This is a genomic window from Micromonospora sp. DT15 (assembly GCF_049841475.1).
Taxonomy (GTDB): Bacteria; Actinomycetota; Actinomycetes; order Mycobacteriales; family Micromonosporaceae; genus Micromonospora.
In genome coordinates this window covers 195,660-215,525 of record NZ_JBNCKJ010000002.1, presented here as the reverse complement: position 1 = coordinate 215,525, position 19,866 = coordinate 195,660, and the positions used below count along the sequence as shown (strand labels likewise).

Annotated in this window: 21 protein-coding genes; 10 read left to right on the top strand and 11 right to left on the bottom strand. The window is 70.3% G+C overall.

Translation table 11 applies throughout. The features are described from left to right. Positions 1-60 precede the first annotated feature (60 nt). Genes rfbB through ACLQ3F_RS05080 form a run of 6 tightly spaced genes read left to right on the top strand, consistent with a single transcriptional unit; the run spans position 61 to position 5,340 of the window. Positions 61-1,062: a dTDP-glucose 4,6-dehydratase gene (rfbB, locus tag ACLQ3F_RS05105; RefSeq protein ID WP_425846583.1), complete on the top strand. Its 1,002-nt coding sequence runs from the start codon at positions 61-63 to the stop codon at positions 1,060-1,062. Next, positions 1,059-1,946 (top strand): dTDP-4-dehydrorhamnose reductase, encoded by an 888-nt coding sequence (gene rfbD, locus ACLQ3F_RS05100; RefSeq protein ID WP_425846580.1) that lies wholly within the window; start codon positions 1,059-1,061, stop codon positions 1,944-1,946. Before rfbB ends, rfbD begins: the two co-directional genes overlap by 4 nt. Beyond that, on the top strand, positions 1,943-2,314 hold the full coding sequence (locus ACLQ3F_RS05095; protein ID WP_112587313.1) for a DUF2304 domain-containing protein: 372 nt from the start codon (positions 1,943-1,945) through the stop codon (positions 2,312-2,314). The genes rfbD and ACLQ3F_RS05095 overlap by 4 nt, the downstream gene beginning before the upstream one ends. Next, positions 2,307-3,008, top strand: a complete 702-nt coding sequence (locus ACLQ3F_RS05090; protein WP_355007952.1) for a glycosyltransferase family 2 protein — start codon at positions 2,307-2,309, stop codon at positions 3,006-3,008. The genes ACLQ3F_RS05095 and ACLQ3F_RS05090 overlap by 8 nt, the downstream gene beginning before the upstream one ends. Beyond that, entirely contained in the window at positions 3,005-4,315 is a 1,311-nt protein-coding gene (locus ACLQ3F_RS05085) for a polysaccharide biosynthesis protein (protein ID WP_425846576.1), read from the top strand. The genes ACLQ3F_RS05090 and ACLQ3F_RS05085 overlap by 4 nt, the downstream gene beginning before the upstream one ends. Further along, positions 4,312-5,340: a glycosyltransferase family 2 protein gene (locus tag ACLQ3F_RS05080; protein ID WP_425846573.1), complete on the top strand. Its 1,029-nt coding sequence runs from the start codon at positions 4,312-4,314 to the stop codon at positions 5,338-5,340. The genes ACLQ3F_RS05085 and ACLQ3F_RS05080 overlap by 4 nt, the downstream gene beginning before the upstream one ends. Positions 5,341-5,389: 49 nt before the next feature. Here ACLQ3F_RS05080 and prcA read toward each other — a convergent pair whose 3' ends face one another. From prcA to ACLQ3F_RS05045, 7 genes are all read right to left on the bottom strand, one after another. Then, a complete protein-coding gene (prcA, locus tag ACLQ3F_RS05075; protein WP_357207663.1) occupies positions 5,390-6,229 on the bottom strand; it encodes a proteasome subunit alpha in 840 nt (279 codons plus the stop codon). Positions 6,230-6,287: 58 nt separating this feature from the next. Next, positions 6,288-7,127, bottom strand: coding sequence for a proteasome subunit beta (gene prcB, locus ACLQ3F_RS05070; protein WP_355007948.1), 840 nt, complete (start codon positions 7,125-7,127; stop codon positions 6,288-6,290). Continuing rightward, positions 7,046-7,336, bottom strand: a complete 291-nt coding sequence (locus tag ACLQ3F_RS05065; protein WP_425846568.1) for an endonuclease VII domain-containing protein — start codon at positions 7,334-7,336, stop codon at positions 7,046-7,048. Before ACLQ3F_RS05065 ends, prcB begins: the two co-directional genes overlap by 82 nt. A 108-nt stretch (positions 7,337-7,444) precedes the next feature. Next, on the bottom strand, positions 7,445-7,660 hold the full coding sequence (locus ACLQ3F_RS05060; RefSeq protein ID WP_030332902.1) for a ubiquitin-like protein Pup: 216 nt from the start codon (positions 7,658-7,660) through the stop codon (positions 7,445-7,447). A 108-nt stretch (positions 7,661-7,768) separates the two neighbouring features. Then, complete coding sequence (locus tag ACLQ3F_RS05055) at positions 7,769-8,995, bottom strand: acyltransferase family protein (RefSeq protein WP_425846565.1); 1,227 nt, start codon at positions 8,993-8,995, stop codon at positions 7,769-7,771. A 113-nt stretch (positions 8,996-9,108) separates the two neighbouring features. Further along, positions 9,109-10,626, bottom strand: a complete 1,518-nt coding sequence (dop, locus tag ACLQ3F_RS05050; protein ID WP_112726389.1) for a depupylase/deamidase Dop — start codon at positions 10,624-10,626, stop codon at positions 9,109-9,111. Between the two features lie 37 nt (positions 10,627-10,663). Next, a complete protein-coding gene (locus ACLQ3F_RS05045; RefSeq protein ID WP_425846562.1) occupies positions 10,664-12,289 on the bottom strand; it encodes a DUF2142 domain-containing protein in 1,626 nt (541 codons plus the stop codon). 102 nt (positions 12,290-12,391) lie between these two features. Between ACLQ3F_RS05045 and ACLQ3F_RS05040 the strand changes: the two genes are divergently transcribed. Further along, positions 12,392-12,796, top strand: a complete 405-nt coding sequence (locus tag ACLQ3F_RS05040; protein ID WP_355007942.1) for a GtrA family protein — start codon at positions 12,392-12,394, stop codon at positions 12,794-12,796. Positions 12,797-12,860: 64 nt separating this feature from the next. On the opposite strand, the gene arc is transcribed toward ACLQ3F_RS05040, so the two are convergent. Next, positions 12,861-14,645: a proteasome ATPase gene (arc, locus tag ACLQ3F_RS05035; protein ID WP_030332887.1), complete on the bottom strand. Its 1,785-nt coding sequence runs from the start codon at positions 14,643-14,645 to the stop codon at positions 12,861-12,863. A 178-nt stretch (positions 14,646-14,823) separates the two neighbouring features. Here arc and ACLQ3F_RS05030 point away from each other — a divergent pair, with 178 nt between their 5' ends. Next, positions 14,824-15,117 carry a ferredoxin gene (locus ACLQ3F_RS05030; protein WP_266242041.1) on the top strand — a complete coding sequence of 98 codons (294 nt, stop codon included), beginning with the start codon at positions 14,824-14,826 and terminating at the stop codon, positions 15,115-15,117. A gap of 49 nt (positions 15,118-15,166) precedes the next feature. On the opposite strand, the gene ACLQ3F_RS05025 is transcribed toward ACLQ3F_RS05030, so the two are convergent. From ACLQ3F_RS05025 to ACLQ3F_RS05015, 3 genes are read right to left on the bottom strand one after another with little or no spacing between them, the layout of a single operon-like run. Further along, on the bottom strand, positions 15,167-15,739 hold the full coding sequence (locus ACLQ3F_RS05025; protein ID WP_355007941.1) for a hypothetical protein: 573 nt from the start codon (positions 15,737-15,739) through the stop codon (positions 15,167-15,169). A 46-nt stretch (positions 15,740-15,785) separates the two neighbouring features. Then, positions 15,786-16,787: a tRNA (adenine-N1)-methyltransferase gene (locus tag ACLQ3F_RS05020; RefSeq protein WP_425846557.1), complete on the bottom strand. Its 1,002-nt coding sequence runs from the start codon at positions 16,785-16,787 to the stop codon at positions 15,786-15,788. After that, positions 16,784-17,875: a site-2 protease family protein gene (locus ACLQ3F_RS05015; RefSeq protein ID WP_425847380.1), complete on the bottom strand. Its 1,092-nt coding sequence runs from the start codon at positions 17,873-17,875 to the stop codon at positions 16,784-16,786. Before ACLQ3F_RS05015 ends, ACLQ3F_RS05020 begins: the two co-directional genes overlap by 4 nt. A gap of 140 nt (positions 17,876-18,015) precedes the next feature. Here ACLQ3F_RS05015 and ACLQ3F_RS05010 point away from each other — a divergent pair, with 140 nt between their 5' ends. Together ACLQ3F_RS05010 and ACLQ3F_RS05005 are read left to right on the top strand one after the other, a co-directional pair. Continuing rightward, positions 18,016-18,933 carry a RecB family exonuclease gene (locus tag ACLQ3F_RS05010; protein ID WP_357208014.1) on the top strand — a complete coding sequence of 306 codons (918 nt, stop codon included), beginning with the start codon at positions 18,016-18,018 and terminating at the stop codon, positions 18,931-18,933. Between the two features lie 203 nt (positions 18,934-19,136). Beyond that, entirely contained in the window at positions 19,137-19,823 is a 687-nt protein-coding gene (locus tag ACLQ3F_RS05005; protein WP_357208011.1) for a response regulator transcription factor, read from the top strand. Positions 19,824-19,866: the final 43 nt, after the last annotated feature.

Below are 19,866 nucleotides of genomic sequence, written 5' to 3'. Positions count from 1 at the left end.
ACGTCGTGCGGGGGTCACACACCAGGCGCCGCCCCGCCCGTCGCGTATACTTCCGGACCCGTGAGGATCCTCGTCACCGGCGGAGCCGGATTCATCGGGTCGGAGTACGTTCGCCTGCTGCTGGGCAAGCCCCTCGGCAGCGCGGAGAGCGTGCCGACGCTCGAGCCGGCCGTCGTGACCGTGCTGGACAAGCTGACCTACTCGGGCAACCTGGCCAACCTCGAGCCCGTCCGCGACGACCCGCGACTGCGCTTCGTGCAGGGCGACATCTGCGACCCGGTGGTTGTCGACGAGGCGGTGGCCGACCACGACGTGATCGTGCACTTCGCCGCCGAGTCACACGTCGACCGTTCCATCGCGGGCGCCGCGCCGTTCGTCACCACCAACGTGCTGGGCACCCAGACGCTGCTCGACGCGGCGCTGCGCCACGGCACCAGACGATTCGTGCACGTCTCCACCGACGAGGTCTACGGCTCGATCGACGAGGGCTCCTGGACCGAGACCTGGCCACTCGCCCCCAACTCGCCGTACTCGGCATCCAAGGCCGGCTCCGACCTGCTCGCGCTGTCGTACCACCGCACCCACGGCATGGACGTGGTCGTCACCCGCTGCTCCAACAACTACGGCCCGTACCAGTTCCCCGAGAAGGTCATCCCGCTGTTCGTCACCAACCTGCTCGACGGTGGCACCGTCCCCCTCTACGGCGACGGCGGCAACATCCGTGACTGGCTGCACGTGCACGACCACTGCCGGGGCATCGCCCTCGTCCAGCAGAAGGGCCGTGCCGGTGAGGTCTACAACATCGGCGGCGGCACCGAGTTGACCAACAAGGAACTCACCGGCCTACTCCTGGACGCCTGCGGCGCCGGGTGGGACCGGGTCGTCCCGGTCACCGACCGCAAGGGCCACGACCGCCGGTACTCCCTCGACATCAGCAAGATCAGCGAAGAGCTCGGCTACCACCCCAGCATCACCCTCGACCAGGGCCTCGCCGACACCGTCCGCTGGTACCGGGACAACCGCACCTGGTGGGAACCTCTCAAGTCCGCGCCGACCGCATGACCCGACTCCTCGTCACCGGCGCGGGCGGGATGCTCGGCCGGGACCTGGTCGCCGTGCTGGGTGCACGACCCGACCTCAAGGTGACCGCCGCCACCCGCGCCGACCTCGACATCACCGACCCCGCCGCGGTCCGCACCGCCGTCGCTGGGCACGACCTGGTGATCAACGCTGGCGCGTGGACCAACGTCGACGCCGCCGAGGCCGACGAGGCCGCGGCGACGGCAGTCAACGGCCACGCCGTGGCCAACCTGGCCGCGGCATGCGCCACCGACGGAACACGGCTGATCCAGATCTCCACCGACTACGTCCTCGCCGGCAACGCGGACGCCCCGTACCCGGAGGACGCGCCCATCGCGCCGGTCAACGCCTACGGCCGCAGCAAGCTGGTCGGCGAACAGGCCGTCGCGCGGCTACTGCCCGACACCGGGTACGTCGTACGCACCGCCTGGCTCTACGGCGCGCACGGCCCGAACTTCGTGGCCACCATGCTCCGACTCGCCACCCAGCACGAACACCTCGACGTGGTCGACGACCAACACGGCCAACCCACCTGGTCGTACGCGCTCGCCGAACGGCTCGTCGCGCTCGCCGACGCGGCGCTGGCCGGTCACGCGCCGCCCGGCGTCTACCACGGCACCTGCGCCGGGCAGACGACCTGGTACGGGTTGGCGCGCGCCGCGTTCACGCTGGCCGGACTGGACCCGGACCGGATCCGACCCACCACCAGCGACCGGTATCCACGTCCCGCTCCACGGCCTGCGTACAGTGTGCTAGGGCACAGCCGCTGGGCAGCCGTGGGTCTACCCCCGCTTCCAGACTGGCACAGCGCCCTGGTTGACGCGTTCCACTCCCCCGCTCCACCCGCCCCGTGGAAGGTCGCATGAAGCTCACCCTCGTCACCGGCCTGACCGGCCTGCTGCTCCTCGGCACCATCGTCGAGCTGTTGCGCCGCCGTCAGCTGCGCGAGAAGTACGGCATGCTCTGGCTCGCCGTACTGATCATTGTGATTCCGCTGTCCCTTTTCCCCCGGCTGCTCGACAACGTCGCCGAACTCCTCGGCGTCGCCTCCGGTGTCAGCCTGGTGCTCTTCCTTGGCATCGTCTTCCTGCTGTTGGTGTGCGTGCACCTGAGCTGGGAGGTCAGCGCCCTGGAAGAAGAGACCCGCACCCTGGCCGAAGACTTCGCCCTGCTCCGCGCTGAGATCGACGCGGACCGGGCAGCCCGAGACGAACTGGTGTCGACCGATGGTTAACGGCAAGCGCACATTGATCATCATCCCGGCTCTCAACGAGTCGGGCTCGATCGCCGACGTCGTCGGCGAGGTCCGCGGCGAACTGCCCGGCGTCGACGTGCTCGTCGTCGACGACGGCTCCACCGATCGCACCGCCGCCGTCGCCGCCGCCGCCGGTGCCCTGGTCGCCAAACTGCCGTACAACCTCGGCGTCGGTGGGGCCATGCGCCTCGGCTACCGCTACGCCCGTGACCACGACTACGACGTCGCCATCCAGATCGACGCCGACGGCCAGCACGACCCCCGGTACGTGCCGAAGCTCGTCGACCTGCTCGACGACAACGACCTCGTCATCGGTGCCCGCTTCGCCGGTGAGGGCGACTACAACGTCCGCGGCCCCCGCCGCTGGGCGATGGTCATGCTCTCCGCCGTGCTGTCCCGCGTCGCCCGCACCAAGCTCACCGACACCACCTCCGGCTTCCGGGCCGCCAACCGGCGGGTCATCGAGATGTTCGCCAGCTGGTACCCGGCCGAATACCTCGGCGACACGGTGGAGACCCTGGTGCACACCGCTCGCCGCGGCTTCCGCATCCGCCAGGTGCCGGTCGCCATGCGCAAGCGGATGGCGGGCACGCCCAGCCACTCCCCCGCCAAGGCGATGGTCTACCTCGGCCGCGCGTTCGCCGTTCTCACGCTGGCGCTCATCCGCCGGTGATCCGACGGCTACTGAGCCTGGTCCCGCCCGGCACCGTCGCTGTCGGTGCCGGGCTGGCCCTTCTCGGGCTCGCCTCCTACGTTCACCTCGCCGTCGCCGGCCACAGCCTCAGCCAGGCCGACTACTCGTCCCTGTCAGTGCTCTGGTCGATCGTGTTCACCCTCGGCATCGGCGTGTTCATGCCGATCGAGCAGGAGGTCGCCCGGGTCGTCGCCGCCCGACACAGCCAGGGGCTACCGCCCGGCCCGGTGCTGGCCCGCGGCGTCACCGTCGCCGCCGTGATGCTCGCGGTACTGGTGTTGGCCGTCACCATCGGCCGCCAGCCGCTCGCCGACAAGCTCTTCGCCGGTGACGGCAACCTGGTCACCGTGCTGATCGGCGCACTCGCCGCGATGGCCGTCGCCTACGCCACCCGTGGCGTCCTCTCCGGCCTGCAACTGTTCCCCTGGTACGGCGCTCAACTCGGGATCGACGGCGGCCTGCGGATCATCATGGTGGCCCTGCTCGGGCTGGCCGGAGTGACGTCGCCCGTCTGGTACGGGCTCGTACTCGTCGCCGCCCCCCTGGTCAGCGTCCTCCTCACCCTGCCACCGGTGCTGCGCGCCATCGGCGGAGGCCCGCCGGTCGCCTGGGCCACGCTGCTACGCGGCCTCGGCCTGCTCACCGCCTCCAGCCTGCTCTCCCAGGTCGTGGTGAACATCGGGGTGATCAACGTACAGCTGCTCTCCCCCTCCGACGCGGCAGCCGCCGGCGCACTGCTCTCCGCCCTCGTGCTGGTCCGCATCCCCCTGTTCGTCTTCGGCTCCCTGCAGGCGTCACTGCTGCCCGGCCTGGCCACCACCGCCACCACCGGCGACCAGGCTGGCTTCCACAGCCTGCTTCGTCGGGCGCTCGGCATCGTCACCGCGCTCGGCCTCGCCGGCGCCCTCGGCGCCGTGCTGCTCGGCCCATGGTTGGTCGGCACCCTCTTCGACGCACCCGGCGTCCTCGGTCACGGCGACTTCGCCTGGCTGGCGGCCGCCACGCTCGCCTACCTGTGGGCGATGGTGCTCGGTCAGGCCCTGCTCGCCCTCGACCGGCACCGCGCCCAGGCCCTCGCCTGGACCGCCGGCGTCGCCGCCCTGATCGCCGTGACGCTGATCCCGGCTCCGGTCACCCTGCGAGTCGAACTGGCGTACACCATCGGCTCCGTCATCGTGGCCGCCACCATGGCGATGCTGCTGCGTGGCGGCTTCAGCCGACCCACCACCCCCGCCCGGCCGCTCGCCGAGGCCGTTGCCCCTGCCGCATCCGGAGGCATCCGATGACCCGACCCCGGGTGAGCGCCGTCATGCTCGCCTACGGCCCGGAGCCCTACCTCGTCGACGCCGCCCAGGCGGTGCTGGCCAGCACCGACGTCGAGATCGACCTCATCGTCGTCGACAACGGCTGCACCGGCGACGGCATCGACATCGTCAAGGGCCTGCCCGGGGTGCGGGTGATCCGACCGGAGGAGAACACCGGCTACTCAGGTGGCTGCCGGGTCGGCGCCGCCGAAGCCACCGGTGACTGGCTCGCGTTCGTCAACTCCGATGCCGTCGTCGCACCCGACGCCCTGGCCAAGACCACCGCCGTGGCCGCCGAAGCGGGCGTAGGCGCGGCCATGGCGTCGATCCGGTTGGCCGACACTCCCGAGCTGATCAACACCAGCGGCAACCCGCTGCACTTCACCGGCCTCTCCTGGGCCGGCGGCAACGGCGAACCGGCCAGCAACCACGCCGAACGCCGTGCCGTGCCCTCCCTCAGCGGCTGCTGCTTCGTGATCAGCCGACAGCTCTGGCGCGAGCTCGACGGCTTCGCCGCCGAATACTTCGCGTACCACGAGGACACCGAACTCAGCCTGCGACTGTGGCAGCGCGGACTACGACTGGAGTACGTGCCGGACGCCGTCGTGCGGCACCACTACGAGTTCTCCCGCAACGCCCTGAAGCTCTACCTGGTCGAGCGGAACCGACTGGTCACCCTGCTCACCGCCTACGAGGCGCGGACACTCGTGGTGCTCGCCCCGGCGCTGCTGCTCACCGAGGCCGCCATGCTCACCGCCGCGGTCGCCGGCGGCTGGTCCCGGCAGAAGCTGCGGGGTTGGGGCTGGTTGTGGCGCAACCGCGACTGGGTTCGCGGCCGTCGACGGCAGCTACAGGCTGAACGCCGGGTGCCGGACGGGGTCATCGCGAAGCTGATGACCGGTCGGGTCACGCCCTCCGGTGTGCCGACCACACCCGGCCTGGGAGCGTTCAACGCCGTCGCCGGCGGTTACTGGGCCCTGGCCCGGCCCCTGCTGCGCCGAGGATGACCGCTGGTGCCGGCCCCGGAACACGGGGCCGGCACAGGCGGGCAGAACCCTAGCGCTCGCCGCCCTCCGCGGGCCGGTCCTCCAGGTCCGCGGAACCGGCCGACGACGTCGGCTTGTGCCCCTCCGTGGTCGGCACGACCGGCTCGGCGGGACCGCCCGCCGCGTCCGCCGCCTGCCCCTCGGCCGTCGCATCCCCGTCCAACAGAGCCGTCAGCGCGGCACCGGTGATCCGCCGGAACGTGCGTCCGATCCGCTGACGGTCCAGGACCGCCACCTCGAGCTGGTTCGCGGCGATCGTCCGGGCGGCACCGCCCTCACCACCGGCGCTGCTCAACGCCTGCACCGCCACCCTGACCGCCTCGGCCAGGGACATGTCCGCCCGATGCTCCGACTTCAACACACCGGTGATCGCCTCGGCCTGACCACCCATGGCCATCCGCCCCGGCTCGTCGTTCACCGAACCGTCATAGGTCAGCCGGTACAGCTCGTCCGCCTCCGGGGTGGCACCGACCTCCGCCACGCAGATCTCCACCTCGAACGGCTTCGACTGCTCGGTGAAGATGGCACCCAGGGTCTGCGCGAACGCGTTGGCCAGCGCCCGACCAGTGACGTCACGCCGGTCGTAGCTGAGCCCGTTCAGGTCGGCCATCCGGACTCCGGCGCGGCGCAGGTTCTCGAACTCGTTGTACCGGCCGACCGCGGCGAACCCGATCCTGTCGTAGATCTCGCTCACCTTGTGCAGGGCGCTGGAAAGGTTCTCCGCGACGAAGAGGACCCCGCCGGAGTAGCTGAGGACCACCGCGCTGCGACCCCGAGCGATGCCCTTGCGGGCCAACTCGGAGCGGTCGCGCATGATCTGTTCGGGAGAGGCGTAGAACTGCATGGCCACGTCGGCGGTTCTCCTTACGGCGCTGTGCTGACGACTGCTGACTGGTGAGGTGCGGGTCTCAACCGCCCGGGTTCTCCATCCGGCCGGCAACCACGCCCTCGGCGATCGCCGCCGTCTCGGGGTCGGTCAACCGGCGGGTGCCCTCGGCGGTCGCGGTCATCACCACGGGGTAGATCCGGCGGGTCAGATCCGGCCCACCGGTCGCGGTGTCGTCGTCGGCGGCGTCGTAGAGCGCCTCGACCGCCAGCCGCGTCGCGTCCTCGACGGACAACCCGGCCCGGAACCGCTTCTTCAACGCGGACTTCGCGAACAGCGACCCGGACCCGATCGCGTCGTAGCCGGTCTCCTCGTACGGGCCACCGGTCACGTCGAAGCTGAAGATCCGACCGGCTCGCGCCGGGTCGGAGGCGGCCAGGTCGAACCCGGCGAAGAGCGGCACCACTGCCAACCCCTGCATGGCCGCCCCCAGATTGCCCCGGATCATCGAGGCCAACCGGTTAGCCTTACCGTCCAACGAGAGCATCGCGCCCTCGATCTTCTCGTAGTGCTCCAGCTCCACCTGGAACAGTCGCATCAGCTCGATGCCGATACCGGCGGTGCCCGCGATGCCGACCAGCGAGTACGCGTCGGCGGGGTGCACCTTCTCGATGTCGCGCTGCGCGATCAAATTGCCCATGGTGGCCCGTCGGTCGCCCGCCATCACCACACCCTCGGCCGCCGCGATGGCGACGATGGTGGTCGCGTGGGGCGCCAGGTCGGCGGCCATGCCCGGCGGCAGCGGTCGCCGACCGGGCAACATCTCGGGGGCCACCCGACTCAGAAACGTCGTGAAGGAGGACGTCCCCGCGTTGGTGAACACATCTGGAAGACGCCCGGATGGATCAAAGCCCGCTGCCACGTGGTTCCTCTCAGGTACGTGATCGCCCTGGCCAGCCTCATGGGACTGTCACGGAACTGGCCAAGACCACCGTTGCAGTTGAAGCAGAGTATCCCGCGCACCCATCCGGTGCGATGATGGTGGTCCAGATGTTGCGGGTCGGCGCCGCCGCAGATCGCGCAGACCCCGCCCTGCTCGGCCAGGAGCTCCTGAAACTCTTTCTCACCCACGCCGTACCGGCGCCGCAGGTGGGGCAGCCACTCGCCGCAATCGCGGCAGCGGCGGTGGCCATCCCGGTCATCCAGAGGACGGGGCTGTCCGCTTTGCGCCCTTATGCCCTACTGGCCGCCTTTTTGCACGTATCCCCTCACAAATTCTTCTGCGTTCTCTTCGAGGACGGAGTCGATCTCGTCGAGAAGGTCGTCGACGTCCTCGGTGATCTCGGCGTGCCGCTCGGCCACCTCGGGGTTGGCCTCGGTGGTGACGTCCTCGATTTCCTCGCCCTGACGGGACTTGCCGGACTGCGACTGGCCGCCGCTGTCATGAGTGGCCATGGCTGTCTCCTCCACGATCGTCTGAGAAGAAATCTACCCCGTGCAGACGACAGAAAGCCCTCACGTCCGCCGTGTTCGGGTCGGGGGCCTTCAATTGCCGTGCAGCGGTCAGCTCCGAGGAGACGAGGCATCTGCCGGTGCCGGGCCCGGCACCGGCACCGGGACCCGCTCCGGCTTACGCTGCTCCTCCCCCGACGCCTCCGCCGGAGGTGCCCCGCGCCGCAGGCGGGGTGTCCAGTCCTTGAACCGCAACGCCTGCTTCTCCACCAGATGCCAGGACAGGAACGCCAGGACGACGGTGAAGACCATGACCACCGCGAAGTAGCCGACGAACCCCCAGGCAGCCGCCCCCAGCCAGGCCAGCATCTGCTGCACGACGAAGGAGTAGATGTAGATGCCGTACGAGTAGTCGTTCTTCTGGCCCACGCGGTGCAGCAGCCGTGGCAACCGGACCGCGAGGTAGAGGATGGCGTACTCGTAGGCGAGCAACGCCGGGCCGAACAGGTGGCCCTCCAGGGTCTGCCAGCCCGTCACCACGATGGCGAGCACGCCCAGGACGTCGCTGATGGGCAGCTTGTCGCTGTAGAGGTCCGCCACGGCGCCCACCAGGAACATGAAGCCGAACCGCAGGAACCAGATCTTGCTGAGTGTGCCGAGCAGCGGCAACGTGCCGACGGAGCCGCTGGTGAAGTATGTCGATCCGCCGAAGCGCAGCGCCTCGTACTGGTTCCACAGCAGCAGACCGAAGACGAGAACGGCGGCCGCGAGCACCAGCCAGCGGGCCCGACGCAGCACCGCCACCACGGCCAGCGACGCCACGATCAGGTAGCAGAAGATCTCGTAACTGAGCGTCCAGAGTGAGCCGTCGAGAACGCTCTTACGCACCAGGTCGCCGTACGGCGTGTCCCGGAAGACGTCCATGATCCCCTGTTGGCGGTAGCCACCCCACCAGTTCGCCTGCAGGAAGTTGACCACGCCGGCCGGGTGTCGCCACAGGCCGTCCAGGTTGCCGCGATCGGCGTACCAGACGATCGGGGCCACCACGAAGCCGATGAACAGCAGACACACCCAGAGGCCCGGCCAGATCCGCAGGGCGCGGTGCCACAGGTAGCGGGGCAGGCTGGCCCTCCGGGCGCTGCGGGTGATGAGGAAGCCAGAGATGCCGAAGAAGCCGGCCACCCCCAGACCGGCCACGTCGACGACCTCGGTCAACGGTCGGGCGTACCCGATCACCGCGGTGTGCGCGAGGACGACCGCGACGGCGAAGCAGAGCCGCAGGAAGCCGAAGCTGTTGGCACGCCCGGCGTACGCGTTCGACAGCGGTACAACGGTCATCGCACGCAGGCCAACCTGCCGGGCTGAGGGGAGCATCGCATCACCGTGTGGGTCGACGGATCGGGGGACGGCCTAGCATGCCACAGAGCGATTCCCGGCGGAGGCACCGGATCTCAGCCCCCGGTCAACGTCTCCAACAGGTCCTTGGCGCTGGCGCAGCGATCGAACAACGCCCCAACGTGGGCGCGGGTGCCCCGCTCGGGTTCCATCATCGGCACCCGGACCAACGACTCCCGGCCCACGTCGAAAATCACCGAGTCCCAGCTCGCGGCGACCACCTCGGAGGCGTACTGGGCGAGGCAGCGACCGCGGAAGTAGGCCCTGGTGTCCTCCGGTGGCTCGGTCATCGCGCTGCGCGTCTCGTCGTCGGTGAGCAGCGTCTTCATCGCCCCCCGGCTGACCAGGCGGTGGTAGAGGCCCTTCTCCGGCCGGACGTCGGAATATTGGAGGTCGACGAGCTGGAGCTTGTGCGAGCCCCAACCGAGCTTCTCCCGCTCCCGGTAGCCCTCCAGCAGTCGCAGCTTGGCCACCCAGTCCAACTCGTCGGCGCAGAGCATCGGGTCCCGGCCGAGCCGGTCCAGGACGCTCTCCCAGCGGTCGAGCACGTCGATGGTCTGCTCGTCGGCGTCGGTGCCGTACCGGTCGTCGACAAAGGACCGGACCCGCTCCAGGTACGCCCATTGCAGGTCGAGGGCGGTGAGCCGGCGGCCGTCGCGCAGTCGCATGCGGTGCGTCAGGGCGGGGTCGTGGCTGACGGCGCGCAGTTCGCTGACCGGGTCGGCGATGCCGAGGTCTGCGCCGAGGGCCTTTTCCTCGATCATGGTGAGGATCAGCGCGGTGGTGCCGACCTTGAGGTAGGTGGAGATCTCGGAGAGGTTGGCGTCGCCGATGATGACGTGCAGCCGGCGGTACTTGTCGGCGTCGGCGTGCGGCTCGTCCCGGGTGTTGATGATCGGCCGCTTGAGGGTGGTCTCCAGGCCGACCTCGACCTCGAAGAAGTCGGCACGCTGGGAGATCTGGAAACCGCTCTGGCCGCCGTCCTGGCCGATGCCGACCCGGCCGGCGCCGCAGACGATCTGCCGGGTGACGAAGAACGGCGTCAGGTACGCCACGATGTCGGCGAACGGCGTCTGCCGGCGCATCAGGTAGTTCTCGTGGGCACCGTAGCTGGCGCCCTTGTTGTCGGTGTTGTTCTTGTAGAGGTGGATCGGCTGGGTGCCCGGGATGGTGGCGGCACGGCGGGAAGCCTCGGCCATCACCCGCTCGCCGGCCTTGTCCCAGCGCACGATGTCCCTGGGGGTGGTGACCTCGGGGGTGGAGTATTCGGGGTGCGCGTGGTCCACGTAGAGCCGTGCGCCGTTGGTGAGTATCACGTTGGCCAGGCCGAGGTCTTCGTCCGCGAGGGCCTCGGCGGGGTCGTACGCGGCACCGGAGTAGGTGAAGCCGCGGGCGTCGCGCAGCGGCGACTCTTCCTCGTAGTCCCACCGGGCCCGGCCGCCCCGGTTGAGTTCCGGGCGTGCCCCGTAGGCGTTGACCACCTGCGATGAGGTGACCATCGGGTTGGCTCCGGCCTGCCCGGGCACTGAGATGCCGTACTCGACCTCGGTGCCCATGATCCGTCTTACGCTCATCGACCTACCCGCTTCGCTCGCCCGACCCGGTCCACCGTCAGGTCGAGCGTAGTCCGCCCTGAGCACCTGCACTCTGTAGGTGAGTGCCGGCGGGCCGCGACAGTTCGCCGGATTCGGTGTCGGAATGCCCAGGGGGCGGCGTCAGGTCGTCGGTCGCGGCGGAGCCGGTGGTCCAGACGAGCCAACCGAACAGCACCAGGCCGACGCTGGCGCTCAGCAGCGGGATCACCGAGCCGACCACCGGGTGCCAGTCGCCGGCGAGGGGGTTGAGGCTGCTCAGCCCGATGTTGGCGGGCAGGCCGTTCTGCCAGCGGACCATCGTGTACGCCAGGCAGAACAGCTGGATCGGCAGGAGGAGCAGGACGGCGAGTCGGGTGAACGAGCGGGCCCGGGCGACCTCGAAGCCGCGTTGTTCGGCGATCCACGCGGCGTAGAGCAGAACGCCGACCAGCATGGGCAGCATGTAGCGGCCCTGGGTGACGAAGCCGCTCTCGTTGACCAGGGCGATCTGCATGAGGGAGGGGACGGCCACGCCGCCGCCGAGCAGCACGAGCAGGCGCCACCGGTCGAGCGTGCTGCCCCAGACGACCCCGATGAGCAGCAGCGCTCCGGCGACGAGCTGCCAGATCAGGTAGGGCGGGGCGGGCATCCGGGTGTCCAGCCAGGAGGTGACCCCGACGATCTGGTCGAGGTATCCCCGCCACCGGTCGGCCTCACGCAGGGCCGCCTGCCCGTAGGTGAGCCGGTCGGCGGAGTAGTTGCCGAGGTCGGAGGTCTGCTGGCGGACGGACCAGGCGAGCACGGCGAGAGTGGACAGGACGATGCCACCAGCCCAGAGCTGCGCGGCCCGGTCCCGCAGTAGGCCGAGGAGGTTGCCGCGGCGCAGCGGGAAGGCGAACGCGATGAACGCGGTCGCCAGCCACAGCGGGCCGGTCTGGCGCAGCACAGCGAGGAGCAGCGCGCTGATCCCGACGAGGACGATGAGGCCACGCCGTGGGCCGGGTGGACCGAGGAGCAGGGGGATGACCGCGCTGAAGAAGGCGATGCCGGCGGCGATCTCCAGGCCGTTCGGGTTGACCGCGCTGGCCATGTGCACGGCCATCGGGGTGGTGACGACGAGCAGGGCGCCCATCATGAGGCCGCGGCGGGACCGGTTGCGGATCACGACGTACGCGCAGGCGAGCAGCGCGGCGGAGCACAGGGCGCTGATCATGCGGGCGAGCAGGACGCCGGACCAGCCGGGCCAGAGCACGGTGGGTGCGCCGACGAGGGCGTAGTAGGCGGGGAAGTAACGACCGGCCCCGGTGCCGGCGCGGGTCGGTGTGTCGTCGCTGCTGGGGGGCTGGGCGCAGGCCGCCGAGACTTCCTTCTTGAACTGCCAGCACTGCTCGCGGACGAGACCACCGGGAACGGTCTGGAAGGCGCCGGTGCCCTTCTTCGCGTCGGCGGGCGGTGGCGCGATCTGCCCGGCGGCGACGCCGGCCGCTCGGACGATGTGCTCCCGCTCGTCCGGGGTGCCGTCATACGGGGCGGCCATCGACCAGGCGAAGATGATCAGGAAAAAAGCGGCGAAGGCGAGGGCCCAGTGTCGTCGGCCTGTGCTGATGGTGACCGCCGGGCTTCCGCTGGTGGCCGGCAACGTCGCTCTTCCGGGATCAGGCACGTCAACCTCGCGGCTCGCGCGGGCAGGCCCCGCTGGGTAGATGGACAGACGATAGACTCCCTCGTCGTCCTCACCGCTCCGGGTCCCCCCTTGGAGAACTCTTTGCTGTCACCTGTTGCCGAGTCCGTCCGCCACCTGTCCCGACACAGCGCTGTGCGGTTTCTGGTCGTCGGGGGTCTGAGCGTCGCCGTGGACACGGGATCACTCTTCGTGTACCACGGAGTTCTCCGGATCGTCCTGCCGGTTGCGGCCGGGATGTCGTTCCTGACCTCGTTCTGGGTCAACTTCGGGCTGAACCGGGCGTGGTCGTTCGGCTCGTCCGCCCAGATGGTGCCGCAGGTGGGGCGCTACTTCGCGCTGGTCCTCGCGAACCTGACCGCCAACGTGGTGCTGGTGTCCGCGTTGACCTGGGCGGGCACGCCGTACCTGCTGGCGAAGCTGTTGGTGACGGCGTCGCTGTCGGCGGCGAACTACGTGGTGTCGAAGCGGTGGATCTTCGCTGCCTGACCGACGCCCTGGAATACCCGCAGCGAGGGTGCCCACCGAATGGTGGGCACCCTCGCTGCTGGGGTCAGAGGTACTGGCCGGTGTTGCTGGCGGTCTCGATGGACCGGCCGGCCTCGGCGCCCTTGCCGCCGGAGACGAGCGTGCGGATGTAGACGATCCGCTCGCCCTTCTTGCCGGAGATGCGCGCCCAGTCGTCGGGGTTGGTGGTGTTGGGGAGGTCTTCGTTCTCGCGGAACTCGTCGACGCAGGCGTCGAGCAGGTGCTGAAGGCGCAGCCCCTTGCGACCCGAGGTGAGGAACTCCTTGATGGCCATCTTCTTGCTCCGGTCGACGATGTTCTGGATCATCGCGCCGGAGTTGAAGTCCTTGAAGTAGAGGACTTCCTTGTCACCGTTGGCGTAGGTGACCTCGAGGAATCGGTTCTCCTCGGTTTCTGAGTACATCCGCAGCACCACGGCGTCGATCATCGCCGCGACGGTGGCCTGGGGGTCGGTGCCGTGTTCGGCCAGGTCGTCCGGGTGCAGGGGCAGCCCGGAGAGGATGTACTTGGAGAAGATGTCCTTGGCCGCCTCGGCGTCCGGTCGCTCGATCTTGATCTTCACGTCGAGGCGACCGGGGCGCAGGATCGCCGGGTCGATCATGTCTTCCCGGTTGGAGGCGCCGATGACGATGACGTTCTCCAGCCCCTCCACGCCGTCGATCTCGCTGAGCAGCTGCGGAACGATGGTGTTCTCCACGTCCGAGGAGACACCGGAGCCACGGGTTCGGAAGATCGAGTCCATCTCGTCGAAGAACACGATCACCGGCGTGCCCTCGCCGGCCTTCTCCCGGGCGCGCTGGAAGATCAGCCGGATGTGCCGCTCGGTCTCACCGACGTACTTGTTGAGCAGCTCCGGGCCTTTGATGTTGAGGAAGAAGCTGGTGTGCTTTTCCTTGCCCTGCCGCTCGGCGATCTTCTTGGCCAGCGAGTTGGCCACCGCCTTGGCGATGAGCGTCTTGCCACAGCCGGGTGGGCCGTAGAGCAGGATGCCCTTGGGTGGGCGGAGCTGGTGCTCACGGAACAGGTCCGCGTGCAGGAACGGCAACTCCACCGCGTCGCGGATCTGCTCGATCTGCGACTGAAGGCCACCGATGTCGCCGTAGTCGACGTCGGGCACCTCCTCCAGGACCAGCTCCTCGACCTCGCTCTTCGGGATCCGCTCGTACGCGTACGCCGAACGGGGCTCGATCATGAGCGAGTCGCCGGCCCGGATCGCCGAGCCGATGAGCGTCTCGGCGAGGTGCACGATGCGCTCCTCGTCGGAGTGGGAGACCACCAGCGCCCGGTCGCCCGGCCCGCCGTTCGGTCCCTCCAGGATCTCCTTGAGCATCACCACTTCGCCAACCCGCTCGTAACCGAACGCGTCGACGATGTTGAGCGCGTCGTTGAGCAGGACCTCCTGGCCGCGCCGCAGGTCACCCACATCGAGCGAGGGCGAGACCGCGACCCGTAGTTTGCGGCCACCGGTGAAGACGTCCACCGTGCCGTCCTCGTGCTTGGCCAGGAAGACTCCGTAACCGCTCGGCGGTTGCGCGAGCCGGTCGATCTCCTCCTTGAGCGTCACGATCTGCGTGCGAGCTTCCTTGAGGGTGCTCACCAGCCGGTCGTTGTTCTCGGTCAGCCGCGCCAACTGTGCCTGGGTGGCCGCCAGCCGCTCTTCGAGCTGCCGGACGTGTCGGGGGCTTTCGGTCAACTTGCGCCGCACCAGGGCGAGTTCCTCTTGCAGGAACGCGACCTGCGTGGAGAGATCGTGGGCTTCCTTCTCCCACCGTGCGGCGCGCGAGTCCGCGTCGTCGCTACGTGCTGCCACGTCCCACCTCCCCGGGGGGCTTGAACGTTCTGCCCTAACACTAGCCGCTATGAGGCCGATTCGGTCCCACGCAACACCCTCGTCACCGAACCTTGATCGCCAAGGGTGGCCTGACGGGCCGTTACCGGCGTTCGGGTACCGTCGGAGCGTGGGACGGGAGAACATGGGGGGTGCACAGGTGGCCGAGGTCGCGACCGACGAATTGCAGGTCTGGGTCGACCAGGACCTCTGCACGGGCGACGGGCTCTGCGTGCAGTACGCGCCGGAGGTGTTCGAGTTCGACATCGACGGCCTGGCCTACGTCAAGGGCGTCGACGGTGAGCTGCGGATGGCACCGGGCAGCCGGGTCGACGTCCCCGCGCACCTGCGCCTCGAGGTGATCGACTCCGCGAAGGAGTGCCCGGGCGACTGCATCCACGTGGTGCGTGGCGACGGTGTCGAGGTCGCCGGCCCGGACGCCGAGGACGACTGACCCACCGGCCGGGCCGCGCGGCCCGGCCGGTGGACAACTGGGGTACGCCTCAGAGCATCGGACGGCCGACCACCGAGGCGACCAACCGCGCGAACTCCTCCAACCGGGCGATCTGCCCGGCGCCGCCGTCGTCGAGGGTCTTGCCGAAGCGCAACGCGTCGTGCCGGGGCGTGCCGGGCATCTCCTCACTCGGCGGCGCCTCGTCCAACGAGGTGAGCAGCAGGTAGACGTCGATGCTGTCGACCCGGATCTCGCCGCTCTCGGCACGGTTGAGTCGCCGCCGGCAGCCCACCTCGGTGACGGTGGAGACCGGCACCACCCGCAGCGACGAGGTCATCGAGCCCGGAGGGCCCTCCTCCGGCGGTACGTCCTCGCCGTGCCAGAGGATGAGCCGGCTGCCGTCGCAGACCACGACCTCCTGCCACACCCCGTTGACCTCGTTGACGAAGCGTTCCAGGGTGAAGCCGAGCACCGACGCGCCGCGCAGCACGCCGCCGAGCGCCTCCAGGGCGACGTCCGGGTCGCGCAGGTAGGCCCGCGCCGCCGACTCCAGGTCCTGGTAGGGCGACCAGTCGGGAAAGACCGCGGGGAGGTCTCCACCGCCGTAGCCCGGTCGGCTCATGCCAGCGTCTCCCCCTGCTCGGCGCTGCCGACACCCAGCTCGATGGTCACGGCCTGTCCATCTCCCCCGCACCGTTGGATTGCGCGCCCGCCGCCTGCGCGGCGGCGGCCTGTCGGGCCGCCTCCGCCTCACGCAGGTCCTGACGGCGCTGCGCGTACGCCTCGGTGCCCTTGCTGGGCTTGCGGCGGCGCGGCGGCGCGGTGACCCCCGGGGCCAGCTTGCGGGCGGACACCAGGAAGGCGGTGTGCGCGATCATCCGGTGGTCCGGACGGACGGCGAGGCCCTCGGCGTGCCAGTCGCGCACCAGGGACTCCCAGGCCCGGGGCTCGGTCCAGCCGCCGCGCTCGCGCAGCGCCTCCACCAGCTCGGACAGCTGCGGTGTGGTGGCGACGTAGCCGATGAACACCCCACCGGGCACCAGCGCCCGCTCGACCATGTCGAGGGTCTCCCAGGGGGTCAACATGTCCAGGATGATCCGGTCGAAGCCGGTCTCCTGGCACTGCGCGACGTCGCCGACGTGCAGGTTCCACGAGGGGTGCGGCCCGTTGAAGAACGCCTCGACGTTGCGCTTGGCGATCTGGGCGAAGTCGTCGCGCAGCTCGAACGAGTGCAGCTCGCCCTCCGTGCCGACTGCTCGCAGCAGGGAGCAGCTCAGCGCGCCGGAGCCGGCGCCGGCCTCGAGGACCTTCGCGCCGGGGAAGATGTCGCCCATCGCCACGATCTGCGCCGAGTCCTTCGGGTAGATCACCTGGGCGCCGCGCGGCATGGACAGCACGTAGTCCGACAGCAGCGGCCGCAGGGCCAGGAATGCGGTGCCCCCACCGGAGGTGGTCACCACGCTGCCGTCGGGGAGCCCGATCAGCGCGTCGTGGGCCAGGATGCCGCGGTGGGTGTGGAACTCCTTGCCGGGCTCCAGCGTCACGGTGTGCATCCGCCCCTTGGGGTCGGTCAGCTGGACCCGGTCGCCGGGCCGGAACGGCCCACGGTGCACGGGTGTCAGCGCCGGGCTGGCGGGGTCGGCGGCGACGGTGGAGGGAGTTGCGGTCACGGTGTCATCTTCCGGTTGGGTTCAAGGAGCTGTGCCAGGTCCGCGATGTGCAGAATGCCGACGACATCTTCGCCTGACGTCACCACGTACTGTGCGCCCGGGTAGGTCTGTACGGCCTCCATCACCCGCTCGCCGTCCCACCCGAGCGACAACGTGGGAAGAGTGCCCAGCGACCGGGCGACGGCGTCGACCGCCAACCACGGTCGGCGCTCGACCGGCACCGCGTCGGCGGCGGCCGGGTCGACCAGCGCCACCGGTCGACCGGTGGAGTCGGTGACCACCAGCGCGGCGTCGGGCTGCCCGCTCTCGGCGCGGCGGCGCTGGGCCTCGGCCAGTGGCGTACCGGTGGACACCGGCCAGACCGGACGGGCCAGCCGGGCGAGGTCGATGAGCGGGAACCGGCGGCTGACCCGGGCGGCCCGGATCGACTGCCCGGCGCCACGCCAGAGGGTGACGGCGACCAGGAGCATCAGCGGCAGCGCCAGCGGCGCCAGCCGCCGCTCGACGGTGAGCAGCACCACCAGGGCCGCGGTGCCGACGGCGACGATCCGGCCGGCCCACCCGGCGACCTCGGTGCCGAGGTGCCGGTCGCGGGTCAGCCCCCACACCGCGGCGCGCAGCGCCCGGCCGCCGTCGAGCGGAAGCCCGGGCAGGCTGTTGAACAGGGCCACGATGACGTTGCTGACCGCGAGCTGGAAGGCGAGCTGGTGCGCCACGGTCCCCTCGGGCAGGGCGAGCGTGGCGGCGACCGCCAGGACGCCGAGCACAGCGGAGACCGCCGGGCCGGCCAACGAGACCAGCAGGTCGACGCGGGGCGACGGGGCGTCGCGGTCCATCTCGGTGTAACCGCCGAGCAGCTCCAGGGTGATCCCGCGCACACCGATGCCGTACCGCCGGGCGGTGAGGGCGTGGCCCAGCTCGTGCAGCAGCACCGAGCCGAGCAGCGACACGACGAACCCGAAGCCGATCAGGTAGCCGCTGAGCTGCGACAGGTCCAGTTGTCGGCGGGCGAACTCGCCGTACAGCACAGCGATGAGCACCGCGAGCAGGACCATGGAGCCGTTGAGGTACAGCGGCACCCCGAACACCTTGCCGACGCTCAGGCCGAGTCGTCGGTCCGGTCGGCGCGGCGGCCTGGTTGTCTGCTCCATCGCCACGATGCTACGGACCGTCGCTGGGCGGGGCGGGCGGCGGGCGGTGTCACACCGGTGCCCTAACCTTTGCCGACATGACGGCGGAATCGGTCACCACCCCCCAGCCCTCCCCCGCGGCGCAGGCGCCGCCGACGGTGCGGGCCTCGCTGTCCCCGTCGCGGGCGGCGGATTTCAAGACCTGCCCGCTGCTCTACCGGTTCCGCAGCATCGACCGGCTGCCCGAGCGCACCACCATCGAGCAGGCCCGGGGCACGTTGGTGCACGCGGTGCTGGAGCGCCTGTTCGACCTGCCGGCCACCGGCCGCACACCGGAGGCGGCCGGCGACCTGGTGGCCCCCCAGTGGGACCGACTGGTCACCGAGCAGCCCGAGCTGGCCGGGATCTTCGACGGCGCGGAGCCGGCCGGCCCGGTGGAGTTCCTCCGCTCCGCCGCCGGGCTGTTGCAGGGTTACTTCGCGGTGGAGGACCCGACCCGACTGGAGCCGGCCGAACGCGAGGCCCTGATCTCCGCGGTCGTCGACGAGGAGCTGCTGATCCGGGGTTACCTCGACCGGCTCGACGTCGCTCCGGACGGCGCGCTGCGGGTGGTCGACTACAAGACCGGGGGTGCGCCGCGGGAGGCGTTCGAGGCGCGGGCGCTGTTCCAGCTGAAGTTCTACGCCCTGGTGCTGTGGCGCACCCGGGGGGTGGTGCCCCGGGTGCTGCGCCTGCTCTACCTGCGCGACGCCGAGGTGTTGGACTACACCCCGGACGCCGACGAGCTGGTCCGCTTCGAACGCACAGTGGTGGCGCTGTGGCGGGCGATCGAGCAGGCCACCGCCCGGCAGGATTTCCGGCCCCGGCCGAGCCGGCTCTGCGACTGGTGCAGCCACCAGGCGCTCTGTCCCAGCTTCGGCGGCACTCCGCCGCCGTTCCCGGTCGCGGCGGCGGGCGCCGACCCGCTGCGCGACTCCCGGGCGGCCACTCCGGTCGCGCCGGGTGCCGACGAGTGACGGCCTCCTGAGCGACGCGTACGCCCGGTGCGGCGATTCCGGCCGCCGGGATCGCCTGCCGCACGCCGAAGACCCGACAGCAGCGGTGCCGCTGCGGTCGGGACAGGACTACCGGCTGGCCTCTACGGTGATCCGCGACGCACCGGCTCCGGTGCGCGAGGATGACCGGTGCGCGCCACGACGTCGGCGGGACGGGAGACCAGATGAGCGATCAGGCGCCCTCGGCGCGGCCGGTGCGGATCCTGCTCGCCGACGACCAGCCGCTGCTGCGGACCGGGTTCCGGATGGTGCTGGGCGCCGAGAGCGACCTGGACGTGGTGGCGGAGGCCGGTGACGGCGTGGAGGCGGTGGAGTTGTCCCGCCGGCTGCTGCCCGACGTCGTACTGATGGACATCCGGATGCCCCGGATGGACGGGGTGGCGGCGACCCGGGCCATCGTCGACGCCCGGCTGCCGGTACGGGTGCTGGTCCTCACCACCTTCGACCTGGACGAGTACGTGGTGGGCGCGTTGCGGGCCGGCGCCAGCGGGTTCCTGGCCAAGGACGTGCCGGCCGAGGATCTGATCGCGGCGATCCGCACTGTCGCCGGCGGGGACGCGGTGGTGTCACCTCGGATCCTGCGGCGACTGCTGGACCGCTTCGCCGACCTGCTGCCCGACCCGGCGGCGACCCCGGCGGCGGCGCTCAACGCGCTCACCGACCGGGAGCGCGAGGTGCTCGTGCAGGTCGCCCGAGGGTTGTCCAACGCCGAGATCGCGACGGTCCTGTCGGTGAGCGAGACCACCATCAAGACGCACGTCGGGCATGTACTGACCAAGCTGCGGCTGCGCGACCGGGTGCAGGCGGTGGTGCTGGCGTACGAGTCGGGGCTGGTCCGCCCCCGGGCGTAGTCGCTCCGGCTGAAGTACCTCACCCGGCGTACTCGAAGATCCC